This is a genomic window from Nocardiopsis sp. NPDC049922, assembly GCF_040660275.1.
In the GTDB taxonomy this organism is placed as follows: Bacteria; Actinomycetota; Actinomycetes; order Streptosporangiales; family Streptosporangiaceae; genus Nocardiopsis.
In genome coordinates this window covers 141,554-159,951 of the sequence record NZ_JBFAME010000012.1, presented here as the reverse complement: position 1 = coordinate 159,951, position 18,398 = coordinate 141,554, and the positions used below count along the sequence as shown (strand labels likewise).

The 18,398-nt window shown below is 69.8% G+C and carries 16 protein-coding genes; 6 read left to right on the top strand and 10 right to left on the bottom strand.

Translation table 11 applies throughout. From position 1 onward, the window contains the following. Positions 1-101: 101 nt before the first annotated feature. The gene (locus tag AB0I72_RS21675; protein ID WP_358571538.1) at positions 102-848 is read right to left on the bottom strand and encodes a GntR family transcriptional regulator; all 747 of its coding nucleotides are present in this window, start codon (positions 846-848) and stop codon (positions 102-104) included. 340 nt (positions 849-1,188) lie between these two features. On the opposite strand from AB0I72_RS21675, the gene AB0I72_RS21670 reads away from it, so the two are divergent. Continuing rightward, on the top strand, positions 1,189-1,536 hold the full coding sequence (locus AB0I72_RS21670) for a PLD nuclease N-terminal domain-containing protein (RefSeq protein WP_358571524.1): 348 nt from the start codon (positions 1,189-1,191) through the stop codon (positions 1,534-1,536). A 127-nt stretch (positions 1,537-1,663) separates the two neighbouring features. Continuing rightward, a complete protein-coding gene (locus tag AB0I72_RS21665) occupies positions 1,664-2,218 on the top strand; it encodes a GNAT family protein (RefSeq protein WP_358571522.1) in 555 nt (184 codons plus the stop codon). A gap of 64 nt (positions 2,219-2,282) precedes the next feature. On the opposite strand, the gene AB0I72_RS21660 is transcribed toward AB0I72_RS21665, so the two are convergent. The 4 genes from AB0I72_RS21660 to AB0I72_RS21645 form a co-directional block, all read right to left on the bottom strand. Next, the gene (locus AB0I72_RS21660; RefSeq protein ID WP_358571520.1) at positions 2,283-3,557 is read right to left on the bottom strand and encodes a dihydrolipoamide acetyltransferase family protein; all 1,275 of its coding nucleotides are present in this window, start codon (positions 3,555-3,557) and stop codon (positions 2,283-2,285) included. 16 nt (positions 3,558-3,573) lie between these two features. After that, on the bottom strand, positions 3,574-4,587 hold the full coding sequence (locus AB0I72_RS21655; RefSeq protein WP_358571518.1) for an alpha-ketoacid dehydrogenase subunit beta: 1,014 nt from the start codon (positions 4,585-4,587) through the stop codon (positions 3,574-3,576). A 15-nt stretch (positions 4,588-4,602) separates the two neighbouring features. Further along, positions 4,603-5,709, bottom strand: a complete 1,107-nt coding sequence (gene pdhA / locus AB0I72_RS21650) for a pyruvate dehydrogenase (acetyl-transferring) E1 component subunit alpha (RefSeq protein ID WP_358571516.1) — start codon at positions 5,707-5,709, stop codon at positions 4,603-4,605. Between the two features lie 531 nt (positions 5,710-6,240). Then, positions 6,241-6,924 carry a GntR family transcriptional regulator gene (locus AB0I72_RS21645; protein ID WP_358571514.1) on the bottom strand — a complete coding sequence of 228 codons (684 nt, stop codon included), beginning with the start codon at positions 6,922-6,924 and terminating at the stop codon, positions 6,241-6,243. A gap of 729 nt (positions 6,925-7,653) precedes the next feature. Between AB0I72_RS21645 and AB0I72_RS21640 the strand changes: the two genes are divergently transcribed. Further along, complete coding sequence (locus AB0I72_RS21640; protein WP_358571536.1) at positions 7,654-8,415, top strand: phosphatase PAP2 family protein; 762 nt, start codon at positions 7,654-7,656, stop codon at positions 8,413-8,415. Between the two features lie 87 nt (positions 8,416-8,502). Here the strand turns inward: AB0I72_RS21640 and AB0I72_RS21635 are convergent, their stop codons facing one another. Beyond that, entirely contained in the window at positions 8,503-9,690 is a 1,188-nt protein-coding gene (locus AB0I72_RS21635; protein WP_358571512.1) for an FAD-dependent monooxygenase, read from the bottom strand. 85 nt (positions 9,691-9,775) lie between these two features. Between AB0I72_RS21635 and AB0I72_RS21630 the strand changes: the two genes are divergently transcribed. Next, a complete protein-coding gene (locus AB0I72_RS21630) occupies positions 9,776-10,372 on the top strand; it encodes a TetR/AcrR family transcriptional regulator (protein WP_358571510.1) in 597 nt (198 codons plus the stop codon). A gap of 109 nt (positions 10,373-10,481) precedes the next feature. On the opposite strand, the gene AB0I72_RS21625 is transcribed toward AB0I72_RS21630, so the two are convergent. From AB0I72_RS21625 to AB0I72_RS21615, 3 genes are all read right to left on the bottom strand, one after another. Then, a complete protein-coding gene (locus AB0I72_RS21625) occupies positions 10,482-10,988 on the bottom strand; it encodes a hypothetical protein (RefSeq protein WP_358571508.1) in 507 nt (168 codons plus the stop codon). After that, entirely contained in the window at positions 10,988-13,414 is a 2,427-nt protein-coding gene (locus AB0I72_RS21620) for a hypothetical protein (protein WP_358571506.1), read from the bottom strand. The genes AB0I72_RS21625 and AB0I72_RS21620 overlap by 1 nt, the downstream gene beginning before the upstream one ends. A 593-nt stretch (positions 13,415-14,007) precedes the next feature. After that, positions 14,008-14,391 carry a DUF6507 family protein gene (locus tag AB0I72_RS21615; protein WP_358571504.1) on the bottom strand — a complete coding sequence of 128 codons (384 nt, stop codon included), beginning with the start codon at positions 14,389-14,391 and terminating at the stop codon, positions 14,008-14,010. Positions 14,392-14,693: 302 nt separating this feature from the next. Here AB0I72_RS21615 and AB0I72_RS21610 point away from each other — a divergent pair, with 302 nt between their 5' ends. Continuing rightward, positions 14,694-15,083, top strand: a complete 390-nt coding sequence (locus AB0I72_RS21610) for a hypothetical protein (RefSeq protein WP_358571502.1) — start codon at positions 14,694-14,696, stop codon at positions 15,081-15,083. A 74-nt stretch (positions 15,084-15,157) separates the two neighbouring features. Further along, entirely contained in the window at positions 15,158-16,660 is a 1,503-nt protein-coding gene (locus tag AB0I72_RS21605) for a multicopper oxidase family protein (RefSeq protein WP_358571500.1), read from the top strand. Positions 16,661-16,831: 171 nt separating this feature from the next. Here the strand turns inward: AB0I72_RS21605 and AB0I72_RS21600 are convergent, their stop codons facing one another. After that, entirely contained in the window at positions 16,832-18,295 is a 1,464-nt protein-coding gene (locus tag AB0I72_RS21600) for an alanine/glycine:cation symporter family protein (RefSeq protein ID WP_358571498.1), read from the bottom strand. Positions 18,296-18,398: the final 103 nt, after the last annotated feature.

Genomic DNA, 18,398 nt, shown 5'->3' with positions numbered 1-18,398 from the left:
CCCGCAGTCCCCGGCCTCGGCGCTCAACCCGGCGCTGCGGCTGCGGACGCAGCTGAGCGTCTCCCGTGCACGGGAGACGGGCCACCGCCGTCTCGCGTGGGTCAGGCCCGTCCGCGCGGATCGCCGGAGCGGCGCGGACGGGCGAGGGACAGTTTGTAGAGCAGTCGACACTGCTCCGCCGCGCCGATGAGGTCGGAGGTCTCCACGGGACGGCCGCCGCTGTAGTGCGTGCGCTCCACGACGAGTACCGACATGCCCGGAGCGGCCCCGAGGAGGGTGGCCTCCGAGTCGCGCAGGGACCGTACGCACACCTCCTCGACCACCCGGTCGACGGGGTGGCCCGCGGTGCTGAGCCGGTCGAGCAGGCCGAGGTCGGCCGCGGCGTCGAAGGGGGTGCGCAGCGTGCCCGCCGTGAGGGCGGCGGACTCCCAGGAGATGTGGAGGGCGATGGGCACCCGCGCGGAGAGGCCCCGCTGGGTCGTCCGGTACACCGGGTCCCCGTCGCGCAGGCGCAGGCGGGAACTCAGGGGGGACGCGCAGGGCTCCTGTTCGGTGCCGAACCGCTCGCGGCTGAGCCGACCGAGCCCCGAACCGGAGGAGGCGTCCGTGCGGCACAGCCGGAACACCTCGGGGACGTCGCGGACGAAGTAGCCGGAGCCCGGTCTGGCCTCGACCAGGCCCTCGGTGACCAGGAGGCGGAGCGCGGTGCGGGAGATCTGTTCGCTGACGCGGTAGGCGCGTGCCAGCCGGGTTCGGGAGGGCAACCTGGTGCCGGGGGACATCTCGCCGCGCAGGATCGGTTCGCGGAGCTGTTCGGCCAGCCAGAGGTACCGGGGCTGCCTGACCACGGTCACTCGACCACGGTCGCCGGGCCCTCCGTGGCCGCGTCCGCTCTGGGCTCCCACGGGGGAGCGGTGGGGCGGACGGGTGGGTGGGGGCCCGCGTCGGGCCGGGTGGAGGGGGTGGACCTGCCAGTTCGCCGAAGCTCGCCCATGTGCCCAGTAAAGCAGTGGAAAGCGCAGGTGGGGGGCGCTACCTGAAAGTAGTCGGTTACGGCCGACCCAAGACCGTGGATTCGGAACGACGCCGCGTGCACGGGAAACGCCCGAAAGCAACGGAATGTCAGGGAGTGAACACGATCTGTTATTACTCTACCTCGTAGTGGCAGCACCGCATATGGGGAGAGTCATGTTCACGTACCTCGCCGACACCACCGATCCCGTCGCCACGCTGGCGGCCGGGATCACGGGGGTCATCGTCCTCGCCCTCGGCCTGGCGCTGTTGGTTCTGTTGGTGGCCGCGGTCGTCTCCACGCTGGTCCACAAGGACACGACCGGCGGGGGCAAGCTCCTGTGGATCATCTTCGAGATCTCGTACCCGCTGTTCGGTCCCGTGGCCTGGTTCGTCGTCGGTCGCAAGGGCCACCTGAACCGGATTCTCGGCATCGCCAAGAACCGCTCCCGCCACTCCGCTCCCCCCAGCGTCGGTCAGCACAGCGACGTCTCCAACGACCAGAACGGCCTCGGTCACGCCTGACCCCGCCCCGTTCCGGCCGGACCCGACGGTCCGGAGGCCGCCGCCGTCGTCCACAGGCTGTGGACGACGACGGCGGTCGCGTGTGCGAGGATCCGGTGGACACGCACGCCGAACGTGAGGAATGGGTATGTTCGCGATCTCCCTGGGCGGATCGGCCGAACTCCGGCCACTGGAACCCTGGCGGGCCGAGGAGTTCCTCGCTCACATGGACCGCGGTCGCGAGCACGTCGGCCGACACGTCGGCCTCCCGGACATCGTCCCCGACCTCGACTCCGCGCGGGCCTGGCTCCGGACCTACGCCGACAAGGCGGCCGCCGACACCGGGCGGCTGTACGGCATCTGGGAGGACGGGCTCCTCGTCGGCGGTGTCCTGTTCCGGGTCTTCGACGCCGCCTCGGGCACCTGCGAGGCGGGCTGCTGGCTGGAACCGGCCGCGGTCGGGCGCGGGCTGGTCACCCGCGCGACCAGGGTCATCATCGACTGGGCGTTCCGGGAACGCGGGATGCACCGCGTGGAGTGGCACGTCTCCTCCGAGAACCTCCCGAGCATCAACGTCGCCAAGCGCCTCGGGATGAGCCGTGACGGCGTCCTGCGCGAGGACAGCCTGTACCGGGGTGTGCGGCAGGACACGGAGATCTGGTCGGTGCTCGCCCACGAGTGGCCGGGCGGGCAGGCGGACTGAACGACGAACGCCCCGGCCGGGGATCCGGCCGGGGCGCCCGCGAACGCGCGGCGCTCGTGGAGCGTTACAGGATGATCCGCATGGGCTCTTCCAGGATCTCCGCGAGGTCCTTGAGGAAGGCCGCGCCCACGGCGCCGTCCACCGCGCGGTGGTCCACCGACAACTCCAGGGCGATGCGGTTGCGCACGGCGACCTCGCCGTCGACGACCACGGCCTCCTGCCGCATCGCGCCGACCGCGAGGATCGCCGCCTCCGGCGGGTTGATCACGGCGGCGAAGCTGTCCACGCCGAACATGCCCAGGTTGGACACGCTGAACGTGCCGCCGCTCATCTCCTGCGGCTTGAGCTTGTTGTCGCGTGCCTTGCCCGCCAGTTCACGCGTGCGGGTGGAGATCTCCGACAGCGTCGCCTTGTCCGTGTCGTGCAGGACCGGGACCACCAGGCCCGCCTCCACGGCCACGGCCACGCCGACGTTGACCCGGTGGTGCTGGAGCAGCGTGTCGTCCACCCAGGAGGTGTTCACGGCCGGGTGCAGCTTCAGCGCGGTCGCGCACGCCTTGACGATGAGGTCGTTGAAGCTGACCTTCACGCCCGTGCTCGCCAGCTGCTCGTTGATCTGCGCGCGGAAGGCCTTGAGGGCCTCGGCGTCGATCGTGCGGCGCAGGTAGAAGTGCGGCACCTGCTGCTTGCTCTCGGTCAGGCGGCGCGCGATCACCTTGCGCATGTTGCTGACCTTGAGCTCCTCGGAGGCGCGGCCGTCGTCGAAGGCCGGGGCCTGCGGCGCGGCGGCCGGGGCGGCCGCGGCGGGAGCGGCGGCCGGAGCCTCGGGGACACCGGCCTTGGCGGCGGCCTCGATGTCGGCGCGCACGATTCGGCCCTTGGGACCGGAGCCCTTGATCCTGGTGATGTCCAGGCCGTACTCCTTGGCCAGCCGACGGGCCAGCGGGGAGGTGCGCGGACGCTCACCGTCGACCGACGGGGCGGCCGGGGCGGCGGGCTCGGCGGCGGGGGCCGGGGCCTCGGCCCCCTTCTTCTCCTCGGCCTTCTCCTCCCGCTCGGCGGGGGCCGGGGCGGCCGGAGCGGACTCCTCGGGCACGGCGTCGGGGCTGTCCCCGATCACACCGATGACCTCGCCGATCGGCACCGTGTCACCCTCGGCCACGGACTGCTTCACCAGGAAGCCGTCCTCGTAGGCCTCGTACTCCATGACGGCCTTGTCGGTCTCGATCTCGACCAGGACGTCACCGGAGGCGACCTTGTCGCCCACCTTCTTGACCCAGGTGCTGATGACGCCTTCCTCCATGGTGTCGGAGAGGCGTGGCATGTGGATTTCGCTCATGACTGGAAAAACTCCTCTACCCGACCCGCTTGCCGACGGCGCTCAGGGTCTCCTTGATGGCGGTGCTGATCGACTCGACGGAGGGCAGGGCCGCCGTCTCCAGCGGCTTGGCGTAGGGCATCGGCACCTCCGCCATGGCCACGCGTCGGACCGGGGCGTCCAGGTAGTCGAAGGCGCCCTCCTGGATGGACGCGGCGATCTCCGCGCCGATCCCGTAGGTCAGCCAGTCGTCCTCGCAGATCACCGCGGCGCCGGTCTTCTTCACCGAGTCCACGAACGTCTGGCGGTCCAGCGGGCGCAGGCTGCGCAGGTCGACCACCTCGACGCTGATGTCCTCCCGCGCCAGCTTCTCGGCGACCTGGCTGGCCACCATCGCCATGCGGGAGTAGCCGATGAGCGTGATGTCGGTGCCCTCGCGGGTGACCGCGGCACGGCCGATCGGGGCGACGTCGTCGTTGTCGGCCTCGGCGTAGTCCTCGGGCACCTCGCCCTTGGAGTTGTACAGCCCCAGGTTCTCCAGGAACAGGACCGGGTCGTCGTCGCGGATGGCCGCGCGGAGCATCGCGGAGGCCTCCGCCGGGGTGCTCGGCGCGAGCACCTTCAGGCCCGGGATGAAGGAGTAGAACAGCTCGATGTTCTGCGAGTGCGTCGCACCGAGCTGCTGGCCGCCGCCACCGGGGGTGCGGATGACCATGGGCACGCTGGTCTGGCCGCCGAACATCCCGTAGATCTTGGCGGCGTGGTTGATGATCTGGTCGATGGCGATCAGCGAGAAGTTGATCGTCATGAGCTCGACGACCGGGCGCAGGCCCAGCATGGCCGCGCCGATGGCGGCGCCGACGAAACCCTCCTCGGCGATCGGGGTGTCCTTGACCCGGCGGGGGCCGAACTCCTTGAGCAGGCCCTCGGTGATCTTGTAGGAGCCCTCGAAGACGCCGATCTCCTCGCCCAAGACGAAGACGTTCTCGTCACGGAGCATCTCGGCGCGAAGGGTGTCCCGCAGAGCCTGGCGGTAAGTGATCACAGACATGTGCTGGTTCCTTCTCTACTCCGCGAACACCGGGTCGGCGGGCATGCGCCGCGACTCGTTGGGAACCGGGGTGGCGTACGTGTAGTCGAAGAGGGTGGAGACGTCGGGCTTGGGGCTGTTCTCGGCGAAGTCGGCGGCCTCGGTGACCTCGGCCTTGACCGCGGCGGCGATCTCGTCGCGGATCTCGTCGGTCAGCACGCCCGCCTTGGTGAGCTGGGCCTCGAACAGGTGGATCGGGTCGTTCTCGTCGGCCCGCGCCGTGTCACGCTGCTCGTCGGTGCGGTACTTGGCCGGGTCGACGACCGAGTGCCCCTTCTGGCGGTAGCTCCACGCCTCCAGCAGGAACGGGGTCTGCTCCTCGCGGGCGCGCTCCACGAGGCGGCGGGCGGTGTCGCGCACGGCCAGGACGTCGCGGCCGTCCACGCGCTCGCCCTCGATGCGGAACGCGGCGCCGCGCTTGTACAGCTCGGGCTCGGCCGAGGACATCTCGACGGTGGTGCCCATGCCGGTGAAGTTGTTGATCACCACGAAGACGATCGGCAGGTTCCACAGCTTGGCGATGTTGAGGGACTCGTGCCAGGCGCCGATGTTGGTGGTGCCGTCGCCCATCTGGCACATGACGACCTCGTCGCCGCCCTTGTAGGAGACGGCCAGCGCCGCGCCCGTGGCCAGCGGGAGCTGACCGCCGACGATGCCGTAGCCACCGAGCATGCGGGACTCGGTGTCGTACATGTGCATCGAGCCGCCCCAGCCCTTGGACACGCCGTCGGAGCGTCCGTAGAGCTCGGCCATGACCCGCTTGGGGTCCATCCCCTTCTCGATCGCGTACCCGTGGTCGCGGTAGTTCGTGAAGAGGTAGTCGGTCTCCTTCAGGGCGGTCATCAGGCCGACGACCGTGGCCTCCTCGCCCAGGTTCAGGTGGCAGTAACCGCCGACCCTGGCCTGGGTGTACGCCTGCGCGGTGCGCTCCTCGAAGCGGCGGATGAAGAGCATCCGGCGGTAGTAGTCGAGGAGGGTGTCGGGGCTCTCGTCGCCGAGGTTCGGGGAGGTGTCCTTGCGGGTCCGCCGCCGGGACCCGGAGGACCTGGCGGTGCCGCCCTTCGGCTTGGCCGTGTCAGCCATGGTGTGCCTTTCTACGTACGAGAAGGCCTGTCGCCCGGGCCTGTGGGCCGGAGCGCGAGGCCCGCCGTGGCCCGCTGTCGGGCGTGACCGTGGCGTACGCCGTCGCCGGGCTCATTCGGCGGTGGCGTTCTTGTGGCTGTCGCGGGGCGCGTCTCGGGGACTGTGGCTCGTTGCTCCCCTGACGCGAAGCGATGATGGGGTCTCGTGTGCAGTTGTCGCCGGGACCCTTGACCGCATTGCTTCCCGGTCTGGGGTGCCCTATGCATCCCGTGCGGTCGGCGCGGCGGTCTCCGGTCACCCGGGTTCGTCCACCGGCCGGATGAACGACACCGTGATCCCGTGGGACACGTGCGTGTGACGTGTGTCGCGCACACTCTACGGACTGATCGATGATCGATCAATACGACTTTACGGTAGATCTCCGAAGTTTGGTGCGAAGGGGCAGGTCATCCCGGATCGGCTCGGAGAGTCATCCCGGATCGGCTCGGAGAGTCGTCCCGGGGCCGGCCGGAGCGCGATCCCGGGCCCGTGTCAGTGGTGCACGGCCTGTCCGTGGGTCCGGAGGGCGGCCTCGACGTAGTTGAGGACGTGGTCGCTCACCATCTGGCCCACCGCGGGATCGCCCTCGCGGAAGGCCCGCGTGATCTGGTCGTGGTCGGCCGCCTTGGCGTGCAGCTCCATGTCCAGCCACCGCACGGACAGGGCGGTCCAGACCTCGACGCCCAGCGACTCCCAGGTGTGCAGCAGCACGCTGTTGTCGGCGGCGCGCACGATCTCGCGGTGGAACTCGACGCTGTGCCGGATCTGCTCGGAGACGTCGCCCTGGGCGGTGGCCCGCTTGAGCGCCTCGACCTCCCGCTCCAGCGCGGACGGGTCCGCGGCCAGCCGGGGCGCCGCGAGTCGGGCGGCGACGAGCTCCAGACCGGCGCGGACGGGGTAGATCTCCGCCATGTCCTGGACCCCGAAGGCGCGTACGCGGGCGCCCTTGTTCGGCACCGTCTCGATCAGCCGCAGAGTCTCCAGCTCCCGCAGCGCCTCGCGGACGGGAGCCTGGCTCACCCTGAGTTCCGTCGCGACGCGGCGCTCGACGATCCGTTCGCCGGGCTTCCACCGCCCGGACAGCAGGCCCTCGACCAGTACCTGCCGGATCTGCTCCCGGAGCGGCTCTCGGGCCAGCTTCGAGGGATCATCCGGCAACTGCGGGAGGTCGACCATCCACGGCCCTTCCGTTCCACGGCTCGCGCGCGCCCTGCGCGAGCCCGTCCGCTCAGCGACGTACAAGCTCCTTGAAGGGTGCCACACCGGCGCGGGTCGACCGGACCGCGTGCGTCGAACGTCTAACGGAAGCGTCACGAACGCGTCTCCTCGGAGTGAACCATGCCCGACTGCTACCGGGGCATCGGGCAAAGTCCCAGGTGGAAGGAGCACGGTTGACCCGACGGGACGCTCTTGGGCCGAAGTGTCCAGGTAGGCTCATCTGTCGGCAATGTTCACCCCTGCTTCGGCGAGGAGTGTCCCACGCCATGGCAAAGGACCCGACGAGAGCGCCCTGAACTGCGCTGACGACCATATTCGCGAGGCGGGGCGCACCCCATGGGCGCCACAGCCGTCCAGTTTGTTCCTTGGACGCCGGACCTGCACGTGACCGGACACGACGTCGTGAACCGGTTCCAAGGCCCGGCCGTCGAACGGGGTGACGGGGAACGTACCCCGTCCTGAACGACGAGCCCCGAGTCGGCCCTGAGGACGTCAGGATCAGTACCAGCAACCGCGGCTAGCCCGTCCCCCGCGCTCCGACAGCGCCAAGGCGAGCCCCCGAGAGACAGCACTGAGCACATGACGCACTCTTCGCGGACCCGGCACGCACGGTCCATCCACGTGACGAAGGCACACGACAGACAGCAGCGGTCCCCCGCACCGGGACCGTACAGCGGTCCCATTCCGGTGGTGCGCACCTCGGGCGCGGCCCCGGGGGTCCCCGTCGTGCGTTCCGTCACGTGGCCGAGTGTGAGCGAGATCGCGTGGGGGCTGGCCTCGGACCGGGTCGCCATCATCCTCGCGGTCGCGCTCATCGTGATGACGATGCTGGCCGCGGGGCCGCTGCACCCCGTCGACGTGTTCCTCAACGAGCTGCCGAGGCCCTACTGGGACCTGCTGCGCGAACCGCTCATCCTCTGGCCGGACACGGTGGCCTCGCGTGCGGTGGCGCTCCCCGTTCTCATGGTGACCGCGATCCAGCTCGCCTACTGGCACCGCAGCTGGCGGCCGATCGTGCTGAGCGCGGTCGGGGTGGTCGGCATGATGTCCCTGGTGTCGGTGATGAAGCTGGCGATCAACCGGGGGCACGCCAAGAACTTCGACCCGGACTTCTTCCAGGGGATGGGCAACGTGGCCTTCCCCTCCGGGCACGGGGCCAACGCCATCCTCATCTACGGGCTGGTGCTGTTCCTCATCATCCGCTTCGCCGCGGCCCGCCCGCACATCATCCGGAGGCTGGGGTACTGCATCGTGGGCATCGCCCTGCTGCAGTCGACCGTCTCCGTCTACCTGCACTTCCACTGGTTCACGGATCTGCTGGCGGGGATGGTCGCGGGCGGTTTCGCGCTCCGGGTGACCATCCGCCTGGACCGGATGTTCCCGCACGGCCGCACGGTCGAGTGGTGGCCCTGGTACGGGCGCGAGGCGCCGGTCGAGACCGGCGCCTGACCCCCCGAAGCACGCGGCGCCCGTCGGAGTCCCTCCGACGGGCGCCGCTGTCACGTGCGGGGCGGCTCGCACACCGATGCGGACGCGTCAGGCCCCGTTCGGAGCGGATCGCTCGGTACGGGTTCCGTCCGTCGGGGGACGCCAGCCCAGGGTCTCCTCCAGGGGACCGAAGAACAGGCGGGGCAGGAGGCGGATGGTGAGCACCATTCCGTTGTCGCGCAGCGCCCTGGCCAGCGGATTTCGCATGAGGGACATCCGCCCGGCGGCGGCGGAGCGGCGGACGGTCGCCGAGGTGCGGGGGAGCCGGGCGGCGGTGTAGGCGGCCAGTCGTTCCGGCACCGCCGCACCCTTCCCGACCGCGTGGGCCAGCACGACGGCGTCCTCGATCGCCTGGCAGGCGCCCTGTCCCAGGTTCGGGGTCATGGCGTGCGCGGCGTCGCCGAGCAGCGCGACCCGGCCGCGGTGGTGGGCGGGCAGCGGGGTGGGCATGTGCCAGACGTCGTTGCGCAGCACCGCGTCGGGGTCCGCACGGTCGATGACCCTCGGGATCGGGTCGTGCCAGTGGCCGAAGCGGCGGAGGAGTTCGGCGCGCTCGTCGGCCGCGTGCGCGTTCGCGGGCAGGCGGCTCATGGCGTACAGGTACACGCGGCCGTCGGCGAGCGGCATGACCCCGACCGATCCGCCCGGGCCCCACGACTCCGCGGACACCGAGGCGTCGACGCCCTCGGCGATCAGGCGCCAGGTGGTGGAGCCGGAGTAGACGGGGCCCGGGTGCTCGGGGAACAGCGTCGCGCGGGTGCGCGAGCGGATGCCGTCGGCGGCCACCACCAGGTCGGCCGCCCACTCCCGGCCGTCGTCGGCGGTGACGCGGGCGGGGTGGTCACGATCGCCCATGTCGGTGAGCACCGCGCGCGTCCGCGTGTGGATCGCCGGTGCGACCCCTCCGCCGGACAGGATCTCCATCAGTTCCGCGCGGGGGACGATCGCGATGGTGTCGCCGAACCGCCGGCGCATCTCGTCGACGTTGGTCGGCATGATCCAGCGCCCGCGCCAGTCGCGGATGCCGCCCGTGCCGATCGCGGCCCGCTCGCGCACCGCGTCGCCCAGGCCGACGGTGTCCAGTGCGCGCAGGGCGTTGGGCGCGACCGCGAGGCCCGCACCGACCGGTGTGGGGTCGCGCTCCTCCAGGACGTCGACCTCCCATCCGCGTGCCTGGAGGGCCTGGGCCGTGGCCAGCCCGCCGATGCCGCCCCCGATGACGACCGCTCTTGCCATGTCCGCTCCCCGTGGTCGCAGGCTCTACACCTGTAGAGCCATTACTCTACAGGTGTAGAGACGACGGGTGAAAGGGGGTCGGCGCGTGCCGAACCCGAACGAGCGGGTGGAGCTGATCGCCGCCACCGCCGTGGAGCTGATCGCCGACCGGGGGCTGCGCGGGCTCACGCACCGGGCGGTGGACGAGGCCGCGGGGCTCCCGCCGGGGTCGACCTCGTACCACGCGCGGACCCGGCTACGGCTGATCGAGACCGCGCTGACCTGGCTGGTCGACCAGGAGGAGAGGGACACGATGTCCCTGCTCCGCCAGATGAGGGGGGACCGGGCGGAGGTGGCGCGGCTGGCCGCCCGGTTCCTGCGGGCCTCCGTCACACGCGACCGGAAGCGGTCGCTGGCGCGGTACGAATTGGCGTTGGAGGCGGGGCGCAACCCCGAACTGCGGGAGATCTACGACCGGTTGGGTGAGCGGTTCCGCGCGATGCTCGACGAGCTGATGGTCGCTCTGGGCTCCCCGACGCCGAGGCGGCACACGCGCGCGTTCCTCGGGTGGATCGACGGGACGCTCTTCGACTCCCTCGCCGGGGTCGGCGCCGCCGCGCCCCTGGGGGAGGAGGAGCTGCGGGCGATGGCGTCGGCCGTGCTCGACGGACTGTTGGACGCCGACCCGGCGCACGGGGGGTAGGTCGGTGGGACTGGAGATGACGGCCGGCAGCGCCGCGCGGCTGGGGCTCCGGCGGACGAGCGCGTGAGTGGGAACCGGATTCGGTTCTCGCCCCACCAATGACCGCGCCCTACTCAGACTGATCGAGCTGATCGAGCGATTCCTTGTCGAAGCTGAGTAGAGGCCTAACCCGGGCATACCTGCGAACCTCGCCTCGCGGTACGGAGAGCCCGTCCACCTCGATGAAACCGGCTGGCGTGAGGTTGATGGTGTCTCCGCGCTCGTATACGAGGAGGAGAGGGAAGAATGGGTCGGGTAGATCGGGGAGCTGTTCCCCCGCATCCTTCAGGGAGGCGAAGTGAAGTGACCATTCCACGGTTCGCCTCACGTAGAAGGTGACGAAGCCGGGAAGCGCCCTCAGAGTGTCGTCGACGGTCTCCTCCGGGGCCCGGACATCCGGGTTGACCCAGTGGGCGATGTCGAAGAAGGGCCACCCCTGAGCTTGGATTTCCTGGGTCCAGATGGCGGATCGCCTGAGGTACTCCTGAAGGAGCCGTGCCTGGGACCTCCTGAACAGGGGTTTCTCATTCCATTCGACCGCCCGCAGTCGGGAGGCGATCTCTGTGCACTCGTTCATCACTTATTGAACCTTTCGAAGATCTCCCGTGCGATTTCCTCGGAGTTCGACAGGTCCGCGTTGGGCCTGACGCTCGGAGCTTCCCACTCCTCACGATAGTGATCCCACGGGTTCGGCCTCCCCTCCGACGGCGCGAGGTTGTGAGCACCATAGTGGTCGACTGTTGGCGTGGGGGTGTAGTCCTCATAGAGGTCATCCCACGAGAAGGCAGCGGGGTCGGACGACAGGTAGGGCATCCCCCACTCCATGAGCAGGCTTTCTACCGACTCGTGCTCCAGCCACTGATGGAACGCAGGCAACTCGGTATCACTGATCCGGCCTGTCTGGGCCTTGATCCACCAGCTGGCGATGTGTGTCATCGGAGTGAACCTCCCTCGTCTCACCTCGCCCGGTCCGACAGCGACGTCGTGTTCGCTCATGAAGATGTGATTCTTGATGCGGTCGAGAACTTCGACCCTCACGCCGGTCTGCTCAGCGATTCTGTTGGTGTCACCCACATCTGCGCGGATCTGGTTGTAGATCCGCGCGTCATTGGCTGTGACTGGTGGCTCGATGTGTGCGATCCCCATGTCGTCGAACCAACGCCCCGACGCGTCGGTGTGGCCGTACTCGATGTCGAATGGCTTCTTCCCATCCTCCAGGATGGTCGGTTCCATGGTGTCTGGGTCGGGCCCGTCGCTAGGAGGCCGATCGCTGTCCGTGCTCTCACCCTCATGGCCGGGAACACGTTCTCCAGAAGGAAAGTCGTCATCGGCACTCGTTGTCAGACCGCGACCGCCGGTCGAGTCTCCGACGGTCGGACTGTCGCCGTTGACACGCGTGTTGTCGGGCGAGCCCCCGTTGGTGGGCGTGGTGTTGTCGGAGCTGTTGATGACGTCCGGGGTCCGGGCGCGCATGTCAACGTCGTTCTGGACGTCACCGTTTCGCTGGTTGTTCGGAACATCGCTGTCGGAACCGGACATGTCGATCCGCTGGCTCGGCCGTGTGTTCGCGGTCTCCGCCGCGTCGCTTGTACCCATGTGCGGGCCGACCAGAGCGGGTTCCCTGTCTATTTCAGGCCCACCGCTCCCATCAGATTCAGGATCGCGGACGACACCAGCCTCCCATGGGGAGTCCGGGTCCATGGCTCGGAACTCCTCGGCCAGCTCCGGGGTCATGGCCTCAGCCAGGGACGGGTCCTCCCGGAGCATCTCCGCCAGCACCTGGGCGTCCTGAACCTCCTGGACCGTGGGGTCCTGCGCGGGGGCGTCAGCGTGAGAGTCGTCAGGAACCTCGGCGTCGCTGTCCGACGTCGGGGCCGTCTCGCCGCTGTCGCGGTTCGGGGGGCGTCCGGGGGATTCCTGTGCCTCCGGCACCCAGGGGACGTCGGGCGTAGTGCGAGGGGTCTGGGGTGGTGGGGGGCTCTGTTGGGCGGCGAGCTCGTCCAGGGTCTCGCGCACGGAGTCCAGCTGCTCGCTGTCCCAATGCCCCTCGGACGTGTTCGACAGGTCCGTGCGTGGGACGTTGCCGGTCGATCCGTTGGAGAGCGGCGTCCTGCCCCCCATCACGTCGGTGAGTTCCTCATGGGACAGAGCGTTGAGGTCGATGTCTCCGTTGCCGAGTCCCCGCAGCCCTCCAAGCCCGCCCTTGATCAGGCTGGCGCCGCCCACGAACACACCGGCCACGTTGATGGCTCCCTGGGTCAGTGCGTAGCCGGGGCGCCTCTCGTTCTCCGTCCAGGGGTACACGCCGTGTGCCATCTCGGTGAGGCCGGTCCTGACGTTGCCCCACCATTCCTCCCGGGATTCGGGCATGTACCAGCCGTCCCACTCCCACGCGTACGGTACGTCGAAGAAGCTGTCGTCAGCGGTGAACGGAGCTGGACCCTCGCCCCGGTAGAACCCGCTCAGCCGGAAGATTCCGGTCCAGGTGTCGGCCGCGTAGTTCCGGAAGTTGGCCTGGCCCTGGGAGGGGATGAAGGGTGCGATGGGCGCGAACAGGACGATGGGTACGCCCCACTGGCCCTCGTAGTACGTGCCGGTCATCCCCGCGATGTCGGTGACCCCGCCCATGGTCCAGTCCCACGCACTGTGGGTGGCGTCCACCCACCAGTGGTGGTCGGTGGTGGCGGGCGGTCCCCACTCGGTTTCCATGTCCGCCGGGATCTCGGTGAGCCCGTACACGAACTCGTTCTCCCCGACCTCGGTGGATCCGTCGGGATCGGCCGACTTGAAGAGCGTGCCGTCCGGAAGCAGGCTCGTGATCGCGTTGGCGCACTCGATCTCGGCTGCGGTGAACTCTTCCGTGGCCTGGCGGATGTCGGCCTGGAGGGCAGCGAGTTCTTCCGCCTTGTCGCTCTTGCCACCGAACCAGCCGCCCTTGTCCCAGTCGTCGTCGCCTTCGATCGATGTCAGGAAACGGCGCGCTTCGATCTGGAGCGTCAGCATGCGCAGTCTGATCTCGGCCGCGGTGGCGGCGAAGGTCTCCAGTGCGCTGGCAGCCGAGGTCAGGGCATCGTTGAGGTCCTCGCCCTTGCTGGATACGGGGTCCAGGACAGCGAACAGGGTTTCGGCCTCGGGAGCGGAGTAGCAGTGGGACAATCCGGCCCAGGTGCTCGTGATGTCGTGACCGGAGTCGGAGAAGTCACCACCGATGGTCCTGAGCTTCGCGGCCTCGTTCTCCAGTTCGATGGTTCTGGTCTGCGGGACAGGGATCGCGTCGGGATCGATGGGGTCACTCACGGCTCTTGTTCCACCTCGCGTCGGGGACCCGTCGTGCCCGTCGTTCCTGGGGGAGGGCAGGTCGGGAGTGGGGGCAGGGATTCGACGGATGCGCTGAACGCACCTTTCGTCTTATCAGTGAGTGGTGACGGAGTCGACGCTGTCGGTGAAGGTCGAGGTGGCCTTCCATGAGCGGGATGGCGAGCGCCGATGGGCAGGTCAAAGCCGATGCCCGCAGCGGCTGCGGGCATCCCGGGTCTGTATGGGGTTGTGGTCCGCGTCACTGGCCGGTTTCGGTCACGGACGCGGGACGGGGGTGGCTAGAAAGGGACGTCGCTACCGGCGAGCGCCGCGTCGCGGGGGTCCACGGGCGTCGGTGGGATCTCGCCAGCGTTGGCCTGGGCCTCCGCGGCCATCGCATGGTTGCCGTTGTTGTAGTGCACGGTGGCCTCCCCGGCGCCTTCGATGGCGCTGCCCGTCAAAGCGACCATGTCACCGCTGAACGAGAAGTAGTGCTCGGCGAACTCCGCCAGGGCCATGCTGACGACTGGGCTCTTGGCGTGGTTGCTCGCGTTGATCAGGCTGGTCTCCATGCGGTCGATGCAGCCGACCAAACCCTCTCCGCTGCCTTCTTCTCCCACGTGACCCATGACGGATTCCAACACGGAGAGGACCTCGCTCGGTTGGATGTCCCAGGCTGTCATTCGGGCACGCTCCCTTCGGCTTCGAGCTACACGTGGCGGTGACCGGCGTTCCCGGCGAAATGGGGCTGGAGTCCGGTTCGCCGCTTGTGTCCGCTCGTCATTATGCCAACACCCACGGTCAGGGGGTGGTCGGCGCGTTGCCTCCCGACGTTGGGCGAGGTCATCCCGGTTGGCCGCTTCCACGGATGAGAGCCGGACGACGACGCCGCTCATTCCGCGACCCGGCGGCGGCTCCATACCCCTCGGTGGTATCTTCTCCGCAACGCGGGGCGACGGTCCCCGGCGGTCGCGGGGGGAGGGGCGTGCACGCGATGACGCGGTGGGCGTCGGCCCTGCTCGCGACGGTTCTCGTCCTCCTGGCCCTGGCGCGCCACGGCGTCGGCGAGTGGGATCCCGCGACTCCGGAGGAGACGAGGGCGCACGCGGCGCCGCCTGTGTCCGCCACCGCCGAGGACCACCACCTCGCGACCCACGGCGACGCGGCCCTCGCCAACGCGAGCCCCACCGACTGCTCGACGGACGCTCCCGCTTGCTGGGACGGTCATCCTGGCCTGAATCTCCCGGGGCCGGTCCCGGCACCCGACGTCGTGCTCCCGCCGCCGCCCGTCCAGGCGGCCCCGCGCGTGGACCGGTGGTCGGGTCCACGGCCCCGCGCCCCCGACCTCTCCGAACTCTCGGTTCTGCGGATCTAGAAGCCGCCTCGTCCACAGGCGTTCTCCAGATCCAGCAGAAAGATCCATCCACCATGTCCGCATTCCGTTCCCGCATGCCCGCAATCACCCGCCGCACGGTCGTCGGCGGGGGCGTCGCCCTCGGCGGGGCCGTCCTCCTCGGCGCCTGCTCGGGGGAGGGGGAGACGGCGTCGCTCGTCAGCCCCGAAGACCCCCGCGTCCAGGCCACCGAGGAGGCGCGCTCCGCCACCGGACGCGAGCGACGGGTGACCCTCACCGCAGCGCCCACCGAGTTCGACCTCGCCGGTACGACCGTCGCCACCTGGGCCTACGGCTCCTCGATCCCCGGCGAGGAGGTACGCGTCCGGAGGGGTGACACCGTGGTCGCCGAACTGGTCAACGACCTGCCCGCCCCCACGACCGTGCACTGGCACGGCCTGGCGCTGCGCAACGACATGGACGGGGTCCCCGGCCTCACCCAGGACCCCGTCGCCCCGGGCGAGCGGTTCACCTACCGCTTCGTCGCCGCCAACCCGGGCACGCACTGGTTCCACCCGCACGTGGGCACCCAGCTCGACCGGGGCCTGTACGTCCCCTTCGTGGTCGAGGACCCGGACGAGCCGTTGTCGTACGACGAGGAGTGGGTGGTCGTGCTCGACGACTGGCTCGACGGTGTGGACGGCACCCCTGACGACGTCCTGGCCGAGCTTCGACAGGGCATGGGCCACGGGTCGGGCGACGGGGGCGGCCCGATGCGCATGGGCTCCACCCTGATGGGTGCCACCAGCGACTACCTGGGCGGCGACGCCGGGGACGTGTACTACCCCGAGTACCTGGTCAACGGTCGACCGACGGGGGACCCGCGGACCTTCGAGGCGGCTCCGGGCGCACGGGTGCGCATCCGGTTCGTCAACGCGGGCGGCGACACCGCCTTCCGGGTGGCGCTCGGCGGGCACGTCATGACCGTCACCCACACCGACGGCTACCCGGTCGAGCACACGGAGGCCGACGCGCTGGTGGTCGGCATGGGCGAGCGTTTCGACGTACTGGTCACCGTGGAGGACGGGACGTTTCCGCTGGTGGCTCTGGCTGAGGGTAAGGACCGAACCGGGTTCACCGTGGTGCGCACGGGCGGCGGATCGGCTCCGGAGGCCGACGTCCGCCCGGAGGAGCTGGACGGCCGCGTGGTGGTGGCGACCGACCTCACGGCGGAGGAAGGAGCCCGTTTGGACGGGGGTGAGCCGGACGTCGAGCACGCGATCGACCTGACCGGGGGGATGGTGAACTTCAACTGGGGACTCAACGACCGCCGGTTCGACCCGCGGGACCCGACGGGCGGGGTCTTCCGGGTCGCCGAGGGGCAGCGGGTCCGGCTCACACTGACCAACGCCACCGCCATGTGGCACCCCATGCACCTGCACGGACACCACGTCCAGGTCGGAGCGGACGGGCCCCGCAAGGACACCGTGAACCTGCTGCCCGGGCAGACGCTGTCCCTCGACTTCGACGCCGACAACCCCGGACTGTGGATGACGCACTGCCACAACGTCTACCACGGTGAGGCGGGCATGATGGGGGTGGTCGGCTACTCCGCGTGACGGGCGTGGCCGGGTGGGGTTTCACGTGAAACCCCACCCGGCCTGGCCGTTCAATCAGCCTGGGCGTCCGCCCGAGGACACGAGAGGGGGCGGTGCCGTGGCGGCACCGCCCCCTGGGCGTCGGTCACCGGTGGCCGGGAACCCTGCCGGTGACAGGGGGTGATCCGGGGGTCAGCCCCGTCCGGGCACCTTCCGGGCCCGGTCCAGGTTCTCCTCGCCCCAGCACTCGACCCCGGTGAGCTCGGGCATGCTCGCCTTGGTGAAGACGGGGTCCGAGCCCTGGCGGCGCTGTCGGACGAAGTCGTCGAGCAGGCGGCAGGCGATCGGCGCCAGGAAGGCCAGCGCCGCGAGGTTGACCAGGGCCATGATGCCCATGGTCGTGTCCGCCAGCGTCCAGACGAGGCCGCCGGAGCCGATCGCGCCGAGGAAGGTCACCACGACGACCGTGAACCGGAAGGCGATCATGGCCGAGGGGTTGCGCGTGAGGTAGCTGATGTTCGAGGCGCCGTAGAAGGTGTTGCCGAGCACGGAGGTGAAGGCCACCAGCAGGATGATCAGCGTGAGCAGGTGCAGCGCCCACGAGCCCAGGCTGGCCTCCAGCGCGTTCTGCGTCAGCGTCGGACCGGCTTCCTCGGTGTAGGTCGGGTTGGACAGCAGGATGATGAACGCGGTGGTGGAGCAGACGATGAGGGTGTCGAAGTAGACGCCCAGGGTCTGCACGAGGCCCTGCTTGACCGGGTGGCTGACCGAGGCGCTGGCGGCGGCGTTGGGCGCCGAGCCGAGCCCGGCCTCGTTGGAGAACATGCCGCGGCGCATGCCCTGCACGATCGCCGTGCCGATGCCGCCCGCCGCGATCTCGCGGAGGCCGAACGCGTGCGCGACGATGTCGGCGATGACGGCGGGGATCTGGCCGACGTTCATCACGACGACGGCCAGGCCCATGAGGACGTAGATCGCAGCCATGAACGGCACCAGCGCCGTCGCGGCCTGGGCGATCCGGCGGGCGCCGCCGAAGATGATGACACCGGTGGCCACGGCGATCACCGCGCCGACCGCGTACGGCAGCCACGGCGCGGGGTCGGCTCCGGTGGCGGTGGAGACCGTGTTGGAGATGGCGGCCGAGATGGTGTTGCTCTGCACGCTGTTGAACACGAGGCTGAAGGTCACCGTGATGATCACGGCGAAGAGCACGCCCATCCACCGGGCGCCGAGCCCGCGTTCCATGTAGTAGGCGGGACCTCCCTGGTACCCCTCCTTCCCGCCGACCTTGTAGAGCTGGGCGAGGGTGGACTCGACGAAGCTCGCCGCGCCCACGATCAGCGCCATGGCCCACATCCAGAAGACCGCGCCGGGGCCGCCGAGGGCGATCGCGGTGGCCACGCCCGCGATGTTGCCGGTGCCGATGCGGGCGGCGGCGGAGACGGCGAAGGCCTGGAACGCCGAGATGGGCTTGCCGCCGTCGGCCGCGAGGCCCGGGTCGCCCCGCATCGCGCGGAACATGTCGGGCAGCAGGCGGAACTGCACGGCCTTGGAGCGCACCGTGAAGTACAGGCTCAGGATGAGCAGCACGGGGATGAGCAGGTACGCCCAGAAGGCGTCGTTGAAGCTGGAGACGCCAGCACTGAAGGCTTCCACAGGGAACGTTCCCTTCGTCGTCGGCGGAGACGGCGTTGTCTCGCTCCGCGACCGGTTCGTGTCCGCGGGGGGTCGGGCGGAGGTTGCGTGCGGTGTGGGGCTT

Excerpts from the sequence above, each read along its gene's own strand:
- AB0I72_RS21670 (WP_358571524.1), top strand. The coding sequence starts at position 1,189 with ATGTTCACGTACCTCGCCGACACCACCGATCCCGTCGCCACGCTGGCG.
- AB0I72_RS21665 (WP_358571522.1), top strand. The coding sequence starts at position 1,664 with ATGTTCGCGATCTCCCTGGGCGGATCGGCCGAACTCCGGCCACTGGAA.
- AB0I72_RS21660 (WP_358571520.1), bottom strand. The coding sequence starts at position 3,557 with ATGAGCGAAATCCACATGCCACGCCTCTCCGACACCATGGAGGAAGGC.
- AB0I72_RS21655 (WP_358571518.1), bottom strand. The coding sequence starts at position 4,587 with ATGTCTGTGATCACTTACCGCCAGGCTCTGCGGGACACCCTTCGCGCC.
- pdhA (WP_358571516.1), bottom strand. The coding sequence starts at position 5,709 with ATGGCTGACACGGCCAAGCCGAAGGGCGGCACCGCCAGGTCCTCCGGG.
- AB0I72_RS21645 (WP_358571514.1), bottom strand. The coding sequence starts at position 6,924 with ATGGTCGACCTCCCGCAGTTGCCGGATGATCCCTCGAAGCTGGCCCGA.
- AB0I72_RS21635 (WP_358571512.1), bottom strand. The coding sequence starts at position 9,690 with ATGGCAAGAGCGGTCGTCATCGGGGGCGGCATCGGCGGGCTGGCCACG.
- AB0I72_RS21625 (WP_358571508.1), bottom strand. The coding sequence starts at position 10,988 with ATGAACGAGTGCACAGAGATCGCCTCCCGACTGCGGGCGGTCGAATGG.
- AB0I72_RS21620 (WP_358571506.1), bottom strand. The coding sequence starts at position 13,414 with ATGCTGACGCTCCAGATCGAAGCGCGCCGTTTCCTGACATCGATCGAA.
- AB0I72_RS21615 (WP_358571504.1), bottom strand. The coding sequence starts at position 14,391 with ATGACAGCCTGGGACATCCAACCGAGCGAGGTCCTCTCCGTGTTGGAA.
- AB0I72_RS21605 (WP_358571500.1), top strand. The coding sequence starts at position 15,158 with ATGCCCGCAATCACCCGCCGCACGGTCGTCGGCGGGGGCGTCGCCCTC.